Source organism: Streptomyces sp. NPDC002088 (assembly GCF_040296605.1).
Lineage (GTDB): Bacteria > Actinomycetota > Actinomycetes > Streptomycetales > Streptomycetaceae > Streptomyces.
This window is the reverse complement of record NZ_JBEOXO010000008.1, coordinates 279,530-291,430: the sequence shown is the minus strand read 5'-3', so window position 1 is coordinate 291,430 and position 11,901 is coordinate 279,530. Positions and strand designations below refer to the sequence as shown.

The window sequence follows — 11,901 nt, the reverse complement described above, 5'->3', positions numbered from 1 at the left end:
GCAGCAGAGCCGATTCGCGTCGTGTCGAAGGAGACCGATGGTGGAAGCCGTGCAGGATGCCGGAGTCGTCGTCACCGGAGCGGGAGGCGGGATCGGGGCCGCGCTGGCCCGCCGCTTCGCCGCCGAGGGGGCCCGGGTCGTCGTCAATGACCTTGATGCCGACAAGGCCAGGGCTGTCGCCGACGAGATCGGCGGCATCGCGGTACCGGGCGACGCCTCCGCGATCATCGCCGACGCCCGGGACGCGCTCGGCGGCACCGTCGACGTCTACTGCGCCAACGCCGGGGTCGCCTCGGGCGGTTCCGAAGCGGCCGGGGAAGCGGTCTGGTCGCTCGCCTGGGACGTCAACGTGATGGCCCACGTCCGTGCGGCCGAGGCGCTGCTTCCGGACTGGCTGGAGCGTGGCAGCGGCCGTTTCGTCTCCACCGTCTCCGCCGCCGGACTGCTCACCATGATCGGCGCCGCGCCCTACAGCGTCACCAAGCACGGCGCGTACGCCTTCGCCGAGTGGCTGTCGCTGACCTACCGCCACCGCGGGATCAAGGTCCACGCCATCTGTCCCCAGGGCGTCCGCACCGACATGCTGGCCGCCACCGGCAGTGCGGGCGACCTGGTCCTCCAGCCGACCGCGATCGAGCCGGGGGACGTCGCGGACGCCCTCTTCAAGGGCATCGAGGAGGACCGCTTCCTGATCCTGCCGCACCCCGAGGTCGCCGGGTACTACCAGGTCAGGGCCGCCGAGCCGGACCGCTGGCTGACCAACATGAACCACATCCAGCAGAAGTGGGAGGCCGGACAGTGACCGACTCCCGCTACGCGGCCAAGCCCTGGGTGGCCCTCCTCAACGACGCCCAGCGCGCCCCCGTAACCCCCGCCGACTCCCTCGTGCACGCCCTGCGCCGGGCCGTCGCCGAGGCCCCCGACCGCACCTTCCTCGCCTACTTCGACGGCCGGCTGACCTACCGAGAGGTCGACGAACTCAGCGACTCCGTCGCCGGCCACCTGACCGCCCGCGGTCTGCGGCAGGGCGACCGGGTGGCCGTCCTGCTGCAGAACTCCCCGCACTTCGTGCTCGCCCTGCTCGGTGCCTGGAAGGCGGGCGCGACCGTCGTCCCGGTCAACCCCATGTACAAGTCGGGGGAGGTCGCGCACGTCCTGCGGGACGGCGAGGTGGCGGCGCTGATCTGCTCCGACCGCGCGTGGGAGTCGTACCTGCGCGAGACGGCCGCCGACTCGCCGGTGCGGATCGTGCTCACCGGCTGCGAGTTGGACTTTCAATCTCGGGGCGACGCACGCGTGCTGACCTTCGAGCGGCTGCCGCAGGCCCCGGACGCCGACGACCTCACGGCCGTCGCCCGACATGGCCACAAGGCGCCGGCGGACCGCGACCCCGGCCCCTTTGACATCGCGCTGATCAGCTACACCTCGGGCACCAGTGGCACCCCCAAGGGCGCCACCAACACGCACGGCAACATCATGTACAACGCCGAGCGGCAGCGCACCGGCCTGGCCCTGCCCGGGGTGCCCGTCTACTACGCGATGGCGCCCTTGTTCCACATCACCGGGATGGTCTGCCAGCTCGGTGCCTGTCTCAACAGCGCGGGCACTCTGGTGCTGACGTACCGCTTCGAGGCGGGCGTCGTCCTGGACGCGTTCGCCGAGCACCGGCCGCAGTACACCGTGGGCCCGTCGACCGCCTTCATGGCGCTGGCCGCCCACCCGGCCGTCTCCCCGGACCACTTCTCCTCCTTCGTGAACATCTCCTCCGGCGGCGCCCCGCTACCGCCCGCCCTGGTGGAGAAGTTCCGGGCCGGCTTCGGGCCGTACATCCGCAACGGCTACGGGCTCACCGAGTGCACCGCGCCCTGCGCGTCCGTGCCGCCCGGCCTGGAGGCGCCCGTCGACCCGGTCTCCGGGACGCTGGCCGTCGGCCTGCCGGGCCCCGACACGGTCGTACGGATCGTCGACGACGAGGGCGCGGAGATGCCCTTCGGCGAGCAGGGCGAGATCGTCGTGCGCGGCCCGCAGGTCGTGCCGGGCTACTGGCGGCGCCCCGACGCCACCGCCGAGACGTTCCCCGACGGCGAGCTGCGCACCGGCGACATCGGCTTCATGGACTCCCAGGGCTGGCTGTACGTCGTCGACCGCAAGAAGGACATGATCAACGCATCCGGTTTCAAGGTGTGGCCGCGCGAGGTAGAGGACGTCCTCTACACGCACCCGGCGGTGCGCGAGGCGGCCGTCGTCGGGGTGCCCGACGGATACCGCGGGGAGACCGTCAAGGCCTACATCAGCCTGCGCCCGGGCGCCGACACGGACCCGGATGAGTTCGCCGCGTACTGCAAGGAGAGACTGGCCGCCTACAAGTATCCGCGGCAGGTGGAGGTCCTGCCCGACTTGCCCAAGACGGCGAGTGGGAAGATCCTCCGTCGGGAACTGCGTTCCCGCACGCACGACAGTCAGTAGGCATAAGCCGGACGGCAGCAGCCAGTAGGCATCGAGGAAGGCAGGTGGCGGCAGTGCCCAGGACGACCGACGGGGACGGAGCTCCCGTTCCGCAGCGGCTCCTTGCCGCCGCCACCCGGCTCTTCGCCGAACAGGGCTACGACCGCACCTCGGTGCAGGAGATCGTGGAGGCGGCCGGCGTCACCAAGGGGGCGCTGTATCACTACTTCGGCTCCAAGGACGACCTCCTGCACGAGGTGTACGCGCGCGTGCTGCGCGTCCAGCAGGAGCGGCTCGACGCGTTGGCGGGCACCGACGAGCCGGTCGAGAAGCGGCTGCGGGCCGCGGCGGCCGACGTCGTCGTCACGACGATCGAGAACCTCGACGACGCGATGATCTTCTTCCGCTCGATGCACCACCTGAGCCCCGAGAAGAACAAGCAGGTGCGCGCCGAGCGCCGGCGCTACCACGAACGCTTCCGCGCGCTCATCGAGGAGGGCCAGCAGACCGGGGTGTTCTCCAAGGCGACCCCGGCCGACCTGGTGGTGGACTACCACTTCGGTTCCGTCCACCACTTGTCGACCTGGTACCGCCCCGACGGCCCGCTCGGCGCACAGGAGGTCGCCGACCAACTGGCCGACCTGCTGCTGCGGGCACTGCGGCCGTAGCGGCCGCAGCAGTCGCAGGCAGTCGCAGGAGCCCGCGGGCCCGGGTGTCACGGGCCTGCTTCCCGGCGCGTCCGGGAGAACCTCCGGGGCGGGCCGGACGACGTCCTCTGCACTCCCGGCCGCCGACGGCGCGATGCTCGTCGGGACGGACCGGCGGAGGCGCCGCCGGCCGGAGCTTCGGGGGAGAGAACCATGCTTGCAATGAACCGGCGTCTCGTAGGTCTCGCGCTGGGCGGCGCGCTCGCGCTCGGCGGTACGGCGGCCGTGCCCGCGGCGGCGGACGGGGGAGCGGTACAGGCGCCCGCGCGGGCCGCGTGCAGCATCCCGGTCACCAACACCCTCATCCACCAGCGCTGGAGCAACCTGGGTGGCGGGGACGGGTGGATGGGCTGCCCGACCACCGGTACCAAGGACGTCTACGTCAACAACGTCTACAAGGGCAAGCGCCAGTACTTCGAGAGCGGCAACATCACGACCTCGCGCTCCCAGGGGCCGGAGATGGTCGTCGCCGCGTGGGAGTACAACGGCTACGCGTACTTCAACTGGGGCACGACGGCCCCCTTCCACTACGACCTCTTCCAGATCCGCTACACCAGCGCCGCCGACCCGTACGGCCGGCTGGGCCAGGTCGGCGGCGGGACGTCCGGCCGGATCCGGGTGCAGAAGCAGACCACCGGTGACTACACGTTCCGCGTCCGGGGCTGCGACAAGAGCTACTTCGGCGGGCTGACGTGTCGGCAGGGCTGGACCCTCTCGGCGACCACGAACTGACCGTCACCTCGGGGGAACAGGGCCGGTCGGGGGCGCGAAACGCGCCCCCGACCGGCCCGCGCGCCGCTCAGAGGTACTTCTTCAGTTCCCGGCGCGCCAGCGACCGCTGGTGCACCTCGTCCGGGCCGTCGGCGATCATCAGCGTGCGGGCTCCCGCGTACAGCTCGGCCAGCGGGAAGTCCTGGCTCACGCCGCCGGCGCCGTGCAGCTGGATCGCCCGGTCGATGATGTCGACGACCGCGCGGGGCGTGGCGATCTTGATGGACTGGATCTCCGTGTGGGCGCCCCGGTTGCCGACCGTGTCCATCAGCCAGGCCGTCTTCAGCACCAGCAGCCGCAGCTGCTCGACGGTGACCCGGGCGTCCGCGATCCAGTTGTGGACCACGCCCTGCTGGGCCAGCGCCTTGCCGAAGGCGGTGCGGGCGACGGCCCGACGGCACATCAGCTCGATCGCCCGCTCCGCCATGCCGATCAGCCGCATGCAGTGATGGATCCGGCCGGGACCCAGCCGGGCCTGGGCGATGGCGAAGCCGCCGCCCTCCTCGCCGATCAGGTTCGACACCGGCACGCGCGCGTGGTCGAAGATCACCTCGGCGTGGCCGCCGTGGTAGTGGTCCTCGTAGCCGAAGACCTGCATGGCGCGCTGGACCGTGACGCCCGGGGTGTCACGGGGGACCAGCACCATGGACTGCTGACGGCGGATGTCGGACCCGTCCGGGTCGGTCTTGCCCATCACGATGAAGATCTTGCAGTCCGGGTTCATCGCCCCGGAGATGTACCACTTGCGCCCGGTGATGACGTACTCGTCGCCGTCGCGCTCGATGTGCGTGGTGATGTTCGTGGCGTCCGAGGACGCCACCTCCGGCTCGGTCATCGCGAACGCCGAGCGGATCTCACCGGCCAGCAGCGGCTCCAGCCACTGCTTCTTCTGCCGCTCGTCGCCGAACTGCGAGAGCACCTCCATGTTGCCGGTGTCCGGCGCGGCGCAGTTCAGCGCGGTGGGCGCGAGCTGCGGGGAGCGGCCGGTGATCTCGGCGAGCGGCGCGTACTGGAGGTTGGTGAGGCCGGCGCCGTACTCGGCGTCGGGCAGGAAGAGGTTCCACAGGCCCTGCCTGCGCGCCTCCGCCTTCAGCTCCTCCACCACGGCCGGGGTGTCCCACGGCGAGGCGAGCCGCGCGCGCTGCTCCTCGGCGACGGACTCGGCCGGATAGACGTGCTCGTCCATGAAGGCGAGGAGCTTGGCGCGCAGTTCCTCGGTGCGCGCGTCGAACGCGAAGTCCATGATGGATCAGCCTTCCTGGAGACCGTCGTGAAGCGTGGTCAGGCCGTGCTCGATGAAGACGGGGACGAGTTCGCCGATGCGGTCGAAGCCTCGGCCGACGGTCTGGCCCAGCGTGTAGCGGTAGTGGATGCCCTCGAGGATCACCGCGAGCTTGAACCAGGCGAACGCGGTGTACCAGGAGACGGCGGAGACGTCACGCCCCGAGCGGGCGGCGTAGCGCTCGATCAGCTCGGCGGGCGTCGGGTGCCCCGCGGCCTCCGCGGTCGTGGAGACGGGCGAGTGCGGCAGACCGAGCGGCATGCTGTACATCACCAGCAGGCCCAGGTCGGTCAACGGGTCACCGAGCGTCGACATCTCCCAGTCGAGGATCGCCTTGATCGTGTCGTCGTCGCCGATCAGGACGTTGTCGAGCCGGTAGTCGCCGTGCACGACGGCCGGGGCGGGGGAGCGGGGCAGCTCCCGGCCGAGCGCCGCGTGCAGCTCGTCGATCCCGGCCAGGTCGCGGCTGCGGGAGGCGTCCAGCTGCTTGCCCCAGCGCCGCAGCTGCCGGTCCAGGAAGCCCTCGGGGCGGCCGAAGTCCGCCAGGCTCACCTCGCCGGGGTCGACCGCGTGCAGTTCGACGAGGGTGTCGACCAGCGACAGCACCGCGTTCCGGGTGCGTTCGGCGCCGAGCGGGGCGAGCTGGTCGGCGGTGCGGTACGGGGTGCCCGCCACGAACTCCATGACGTAGAAGGACGCTCCGAGCACCTCCTCGTCCTCGCACAGCAGCACCGGGCGCGGCACCGGTACGTCCGTCGGGTGCAGCGCGCTGATCACCCGGTGCTCGCGCTTCATGTCGTGCGCCGTGGCCAGGACATGGCCGAGCGGGGGACGCCGTACGACCCACTTCGAGATGCCGTCCGCGACCTCGTACGTCAGGTTCGACCGTCCGCCCTCGATCAGCCGGCCGGTCAGGGGGCCGTGCACCAGGCCGGGCCGCTCTCGGTCGAGCAGGCCGCGCAGCCGGTCGAGATCGAGTCCGGGCGGGTGGTCGGGGCTCATACATCGCTCCTACGGGCGGGTGAACGGGACCCGACTACGGTACCGACCGGTCGGTATGTCGTCCAGTGGGTGAGCCGAGGTGATCGGGGCCACGATAGGCCGACGGCTCCCCGCGGTGGGCCGCGGGGAGCCGTCGGAGGTGTCTTTCCGGCCGAGTCGTGTCGGATCGTGTCGGGTCAGTGGTCGTCCCAGTGGCCGGCGTGCTCGGCGTGCCGGTGGCCGTCGTGCAGGTAGTCGACGTGGTCGCCGTGCTGCACGCGCGCGTGGCCGCAGCCCTCGCCGTGCCGGTGGTCGTGGCCGGCGTGCGCGGTGTGCCCGCCGGACTCGCACTCGACCCAGTGTCCCTGGTGCTCGCGGTGCAGATGGCCGTCGTGCGCGTAGTCGACGTGGTCGCCGTGCTGCACGCGCGTGTGGCCGCAGTCCGGGCCATGCGTATGCGTGTGGGAGTCGTGTTCCTGGTGCAGGGTGGTCATGGTGCTCGCCTTCGAGGTGCGGGTGATGACGACGCACAGGCTGCCACGCAAACAGGGCATATCAGGCCATCCGGCTTGCGTGGCGTCCCAGTACCCCAGAGGGTCGGTGACATGAAGGGCATCAGCTACAGCCGGTACGGCGGTCCCGAGGTGCTGGAGTACGGGGATGTGCGCGACCCCAAGGTCGGGCCCGACACCGTCCTGGTCAAGGTACGGGCGGTGAGCGTCAACCCGGTCGACTGGAAGTGCCGCGAGGGCTACCTCGACGGGATCCTCGACGCCGTCTTTCCCGTGGTCCCCGGCTGGGACGTCTCGGGGGTGGTGGTGCAACCCGGAGCGTCCGTCACGGAGTTCTCGGTCGGTGACGAGGTCATCGGCTACGTGCGCGAGGACTTCCTGTCCCGCGGCACCTTCGCCGAGTACGTGGCCGCCCCGCTGCGCACCCTCGCCCGCAAACCCCGCAACGTCACCTTCGAGGAGGCCGCCGGACTGCCGCTGGTCGGACTCACCGCCTACCAGGTGATGACGAAGGCCCTCGAGGTGAAGCGGGGCGAGACCGTCCTGGTGCACGCGGCGGCCGGCGGCGTCGGCTCGATCGCCGTCCAGCTGGCCCGCCACCTGGGCGCCCGGGTGATCGGTACGGCGAGCGAGGCCAACCACGACTTCGTGCGCGGACTGGGCGGGGAGCCGGTCACGTACGGCGAGGGCCTGGCCGAACGCGTACGCGGCCTGGCGCCCGAGGGCGTGGACGCGGCCTTCGACACCATCGGCGGCGACACGACCAAGACCTCCGCCAACCTCCTGGCCCCCGAGGGCCGACTGGTCTCGATCGCCGACACGGACGTCGTCGACTACGGCGGCCGCTACTACTTCGTCCGCCCCGACGCCGGGGACCTCCTACGGCTGACGGAACTGGTCGAACAGGGCGTGGTCTCCGTACATGTCTCACAGACGTTCCCCCTGGAACGAGCGGCGGACGCATACCGGCTCAACCAGGAGGGGCGGACCAGGGGCAAGATCGTGGTGACGGTGGACTGGGAGACGGAGGGCGAAGCAGGCTGAGTCGGGTGCCTGAGCGCTCCGCTGGAAGCGCGGTGACGAACCCGCGGGCCGGTGGGGGCTGGTCGAGCCCACGCGGCGGAGCCGCATATCGACATGGCCCCGCGCCCCTTACGGGGCGCGATACCGCACCGGACTTCGTCAAGGCTGCTCAGACGACCAGCGCCGCCGCGCACGCGGCCAGTGCCACCGCGCACAGGGCCGCTGCCGTGGCGTGGCGTGGGGCCAGCGCCCGGGGGCGGGGGTTCGCCAGGGCGCGGATGCGGTGGTGAGCGACGAGCAGGAAGGTCAGCCAGAGGGCGCAGCACAGAGCGCAGGCGACGATTCCGGCGGCCGTCGGCCCGCGATGCAGGCAGGTCTTGACGGCAAGCAGGGCGGCGACGGTGCTCGCCAGCGTCGTACGCCGCCAGGCGAGCCGGGTGCGCTCGGGCTGGAGGCCCGGGTCGCGCTCGGGGGGCGGCGTCGTCCTGCCGGTCATCCGTCCCATCCGACCAGGACGACGATCGCCATCGCGACGGCCACCACCGCGACGACGACACCGAGCAGGGCCGGGAAGCGGGACACCGGCAGGTCCTCGCCCCGGCGCATCGCACGCTCGCAGCGCACCCAGTGGTTGACCGCGCGCAGCGAGCACAGCACACCCGCCACGAGCAGTGCCAGCGCGAGTCCGACCCGCCAGCCCCAGCGCAGGTCCGGCAGGAACTGGTCGACCGCGAACCCCCCGCCGATCAGCGCGAGCGCGGTGCGCAGCCAGGCCAGGAAGGTGCGCTCGTTCGCCAGCGAGAACCGGTAGTCGGGTGTGTCGCCCTCCTGACGGATCTGCTGGGGCGCGAACCACAACCGGACGTTCCGTACGAGTTCGATCACGCGCTGGACACTACCGGGAGCCTCTCCGGCGGCGGCGCGGGGAGGGAGCCCGTTCAGCCCCGCGCCCGGAACGCCCTGAGCCGTTCGTACGCCACCAGCCCGTCCGGTACCCACTCCCAGCCGTCGAGGCGTCGCTCGACCTCCTCCTCGGGCAGGAAGTCGTGCCAGGCCACTTCCTCCACCTGGGGGTGTACGGGCAGGTCGCAGCGGACCTCGTAGACGGCCGACCACCAGCTGTGTCCGGCGTCGTCGGCGTACAGGAACTTGAAGAGGAACTCGGGGCGGGGCAGTCCGCTCACGCCCAGTTCCTCCTCGGCCTCGCGCAGAGCCGCGTCGTCGTAGGTCTCGCCCGCGCCGACGACCCCGCCGACGAACATGTCGTACAAGGAGGGGAAGACCAGCTTGGTCGGGGTGCGGCGGTGGACGAAGAGACGGTCGGCAAAGTCACGGGCCTGGATGAAGACGCAGCGGTGGCGCAGGCCCTGCGCGTAGGCCTCGCCGCGGGGGGACTGTCCGATGACCCGGTCGTTCTCGTCGACGATGTCGAGGATCTCGTCAGCAGCGCTCATGGGTCCATCCAAGCAGGGGCCCGGGGAGGAATCAGCGGGGAGGGACCAGCGGGGAGGGATCAGCGCGGTTGCAGGTCCCGTACCTGCTCCGGCTTTCCCGTGCCGCTCGGCATCGCCGGGTGCAGGCCCAGCAGGACGATGCCGACGACGACCGCCGCGAGCCCCGCCGCCTCCCAGGCCAGCGCGCCCGTGTCGGTGCGCAGCCGGTCCCCGAGGAAGCCCACTCCGCAGGCGATGCCGGCCAGCGGCTGGGCCGCGGTCAGGGCGGGCAGGGACATCCGCAGGGGTGCCGTCTCGAACGCGCTCTGGACCAGTACCAGGCCGGTCACCCCGAGTGCCAGCACGGTGTACGGCTGCCAGCCGGTCAGCACCTCGGCGAGGCCGCCCTCGGAGAAGCGCTGCCCGCTGACCCGCGTCAGCGCGTCCTGTACGCCGTACAGCAGGCCGGCCGCCAGACCCAGCAGCACCGGGCCCCCGCTCAGCCGCGAGCGCTTCGCGTAGGTCGTGAGCAGCAGTGCGAGACCGATCATGACGCCGATGATCAGCCAGTGCCGGAGCGGATCGGTGATCGCGCTGCCACCGCGCGGCTCACCGGCCAGGATGAACGCGGTCACGCCACCCGCGAGCAGCGCCAGGCCGGCCCAGCCCTGGCGGCCCAGTGACTGCCGGGTCTGATGGCGGGAGAGGGCGAGGGCGAACAGCAGGTTCGTCGCGAGCAGGGGTTCGACGAGGGAGATCTCGCCCTTGCCGAGCGCGATCGCGCCCAGCACCATGCCGGCCACCATCAGTCCGATGCCGCCCAGCCAGCGCGGCACCTTCATCAGGTCCAGGAGCAGCCGGAAGGAGAGGAAGTCGCTGAGGGGTGCCTTCTCCGCCGCGTTCTGCTGGAGCACGAATCCGAAGCCCAGGCAACAGGCCGCGCTCACGGCGAGAATGAGAACCAGAACCGACACGCTGCGTACCTCGATCATCCGGCCGGGCCACGGGTCGTTGATGGCCGACTCTAGCGGTCCAGGGCCGTCGGCGCCCCTGGGAGTGCCCGGAAACATTGCCTCCGGTAGTACCCGGAAACGCTGCCTCCGGTAGTACCCGGAACCGGGTGGTTGACGCGGCTGCGGCGCCCGGTCGATCACGGGCGGCTGTGCTGCCGTACCGCCATCGTCCGCTGTCGCGCGCCGCGACGCCATGGCGTACGCCACATCGGTGGCGGCGGAGCCCGCCCGCCACAGGCGTCTCGCACGGCTGACCGGCCACAGATCCCTTGCGGGGAAACCGGTTCCTGAGACGCAGGTGAGAAGTGGTTACGGAATTCTGACGAGCCTCCGTGATTCCTGGCCCCACCGGGGTTCCGGGTGTTCGAATGAGGACGTGACTTCCGAACCACCCGAGGAACGCGGCACACCGGTCGGCCGCCGCGTCTTCCTCGGCACCCTGGGCCTCGGCGCCTTCGGCGTGATCGCCGCGCCCACCCTGCAACGCGGCCTGGAGTCCTTCCTCGGCAACGCGGCCGACAAGGACCCCACGGGCCTGACGGGCCTGCTCCCCAACGGTGGCGGCTTCCGCTACTACTCCGTCGCGTCGTCAGTCCCCCACAAGAGCGCCGCGAACTACCGCCTCACCGTCGACGGCCTGGTCGACCACCCCACCAGCTACACCCTCGCCGACCTGCGCGCCCTGCCCCAGACCCGGCTGGTCAAGGACGTCCAGTGCGTCACCGGCTGGCGGGTCCCCGGGACGCCCTTCGAGGGAGTGCGCCTGTCCCGGCTGCTCGACGCCGCCGGAGTACGCGCGAAGGGCGGAGCCGTCCGTTTCACCTGCTTCGACGGCACGTACACCGAGAGCCTCACCCTCGACCAGGCCCGCCGCTCCGACGTCCTGGTCGCCCTGCGCATGCAGGACAAGGACCTGGGCCACGACCACGGCGGCCCGGTCCGCCTCTACGTCGCCCCCATGTACTTCTACAAGTCCGCGAAATGGCTCTCCGGCATCACCGTCACCGAGGACGTCCGCCCCGGCTACTGGGAGGACCGCGGCTACGACGTCGACGCCTGGGTGGGCCGCTCGAACGGACGGGACGATGACCCTACGAGCTGACGCGCCCGTCGCCCCGGGCCGCGTCCACCGCTTCAGCCGCGCCGAACGGTGGGTGCACCGCACCACGGCCGTGCTGATGGGTGTCTGTGTGGTGACGGCCTCCTTCCTCTACGTCCCCGAGTTCGCCGAGCTGGTCGGCCGCCGCGAGCTGGTGGTCCGGATCCACGAGTGGGCCGGGCTCGCCCTGCCCGTCCCTGTCCTCGCCGGTCTCGCCTCCCGTGCCTTCCGCGCCGACCTGGGCCACCTGAACCGCTTCGGACCGCACGACCGGGTCTGGCTGCGCGCCGCCCTGCGCCGGGACCGCCGCCGCGCGTCTCGTCCGGCGGGCAAGTTCAACGCCGGCCAGAAGATCTACGCGGCCTGGATCGCCGGGGCCGTGCTGGTGATGCTCGGCACCGGCCTGCTCATGTGGTTCACCCACCTCGCGCCCCTGCTCTGGCGCACCAGCGCGACCTTCGTCCACGACTGGCTCGCCCTCACCATCGGCGTCGTCCTGGCCGGCCACATCGGCATGGCCCTGGGCGATCCGGAGGCCCGCCGGGGCATGCGGACGGGGTCGGTGAGCCCGGAGTGGGCGGAGCGGGAGCATCCGCACTGGCGCCGGTGAGCGCGGCAGCGACGGCGATCGCCTC

Annotated in this window: 14 protein-coding genes; 7 read left to right on the top strand and 7 right to left on the bottom strand. The window is 71.4% G+C overall.

The genetic code is table 11. The annotated features are described in order from the left end of the window. Positions 1-37 precede the first annotated feature (37 nt). The 4 genes from ABT114_RS19880 (at position 38) to ABT114_RS19865 (ending at position 3,884) form a co-directional block, all read left to right on the top strand. On the top strand, positions 38-802 hold the full coding sequence (locus ABT114_RS19880) for an SDR family oxidoreductase (protein ID WP_351144112.1): 765 nt from the start codon (positions 38-40) through the stop codon (positions 800-802). Beyond that, a complete protein-coding gene (locus ABT114_RS19875; RefSeq protein WP_351144111.1) occupies positions 799-2,466 on the top strand; it encodes a class I adenylate-forming enzyme family protein in 1,668 nt (555 codons plus the stop codon). Before ABT114_RS19880 ends, ABT114_RS19875 begins: the two co-directional genes overlap by 4 nt. Positions 2,467-2,519: 53 nt before the next feature. Beyond that, positions 2,520-3,113 (top strand): TetR/AcrR family transcriptional regulator, encoded by a 594-nt coding sequence (locus ABT114_RS19870; protein WP_351144110.1) that lies wholly within the window; start codon positions 2,520-2,522, stop codon positions 3,111-3,113. 192 nt (positions 3,114-3,305) lie between these two features. Further along, positions 3,306-3,884, top strand: a complete 579-nt coding sequence (locus tag ABT114_RS19865; RefSeq protein ID WP_351144109.1) for a hypothetical protein — start codon at positions 3,306-3,308, stop codon at positions 3,882-3,884. Positions 3,885-3,951: 67 nt separating this feature from the next. Here ABT114_RS19865 and ABT114_RS19860 read toward each other — a convergent pair whose 3' ends face one another. The 3 genes from ABT114_RS19860 to ABT114_RS19850 form a co-directional block, all read right to left on the bottom strand. Further along, positions 3,952-5,166, bottom strand: coding sequence for an acyl-CoA dehydrogenase (locus tag ABT114_RS19860; RefSeq protein WP_351144108.1), 1,215 nt, complete (start codon positions 5,164-5,166; stop codon positions 3,952-3,954). Between the two features lie 6 nt (positions 5,167-5,172). Further along, positions 5,173-6,207, bottom strand: coding sequence for a phosphotransferase family protein (locus ABT114_RS19855; protein ID WP_351144107.1), 1,035 nt, complete (start codon positions 6,205-6,207; stop codon positions 5,173-5,175). Positions 6,208-6,383: 176 nt separating this feature from the next. After that, on the bottom strand, positions 6,384-6,680 hold the full coding sequence (locus tag ABT114_RS19850; RefSeq protein WP_351144106.1) for a hypothetical protein: 297 nt from the start codon (positions 6,678-6,680) through the stop codon (positions 6,384-6,386). 111 nt (positions 6,681-6,791) lie between these two features. On the opposite strand from ABT114_RS19850, the gene ABT114_RS19845 reads away from it, so the two are divergent. After that, positions 6,792-7,742, top strand: a complete 951-nt coding sequence (locus ABT114_RS19845) for an NADP-dependent oxidoreductase (RefSeq protein WP_351144105.1) — start codon at positions 6,792-6,794, stop codon at positions 7,740-7,742. A 148-nt stretch (positions 7,743-7,890) separates the two neighbouring features. On the opposite strand, the gene ABT114_RS19840 is transcribed toward ABT114_RS19845, so the two are convergent. The 4 genes from ABT114_RS19840 to ABT114_RS19825 are packed head-to-tail and all read right to left on the bottom strand — an operon-like array spanning position 7,891 to position 10,146. Next, entirely contained in the window at positions 7,891-8,217 is a 327-nt protein-coding gene (locus tag ABT114_RS19840) for a DUF202 domain-containing protein (RefSeq protein WP_351144104.1), read from the bottom strand. Beyond that, positions 8,214-8,606: a YidH family protein gene (locus ABT114_RS19835; RefSeq protein ID WP_351144103.1), complete on the bottom strand. Its 393-nt coding sequence runs from the start codon at positions 8,604-8,606 to the stop codon at positions 8,214-8,216. Before ABT114_RS19835 ends, ABT114_RS19840 begins: the two co-directional genes overlap by 4 nt. 53 nt (positions 8,607-8,659) lie before the next feature. Beyond that, on the bottom strand, positions 8,660-9,175 hold the full coding sequence (locus ABT114_RS19830; RefSeq protein WP_351144102.1) for an NUDIX hydrolase: 516 nt from the start codon (positions 9,173-9,175) through the stop codon (positions 8,660-8,662). Between the two features lie 59 nt (positions 9,176-9,234). After that, entirely contained in the window at positions 9,235-10,146 is a 912-nt protein-coding gene (locus ABT114_RS19825; protein ID WP_351144101.1) for a DMT family transporter, read from the bottom strand. Between the two features lie 397 nt (positions 10,147-10,543). Here ABT114_RS19825 and ABT114_RS19820 point away from each other — a divergent pair, with 397 nt between their 5' ends. Both ABT114_RS19820 and ABT114_RS19815 read left to right on the top strand, forming a co-directional pair. After that, positions 10,544-11,269, top strand: coding sequence for a molybdopterin-dependent oxidoreductase (locus ABT114_RS19820; RefSeq protein WP_351144100.1), 726 nt, complete (start codon positions 10,544-10,546; stop codon positions 11,267-11,269). After that, positions 11,253-11,876, top strand: coding sequence for a cytochrome b/b6 domain-containing protein (locus tag ABT114_RS19815; RefSeq protein ID WP_351144099.1), 624 nt, complete (start codon positions 11,253-11,255; stop codon positions 11,874-11,876). The genes ABT114_RS19820 and ABT114_RS19815 overlap by 17 nt, the downstream gene beginning before the upstream one ends. Positions 11,877-11,901: the final 25 nt, after the last annotated feature.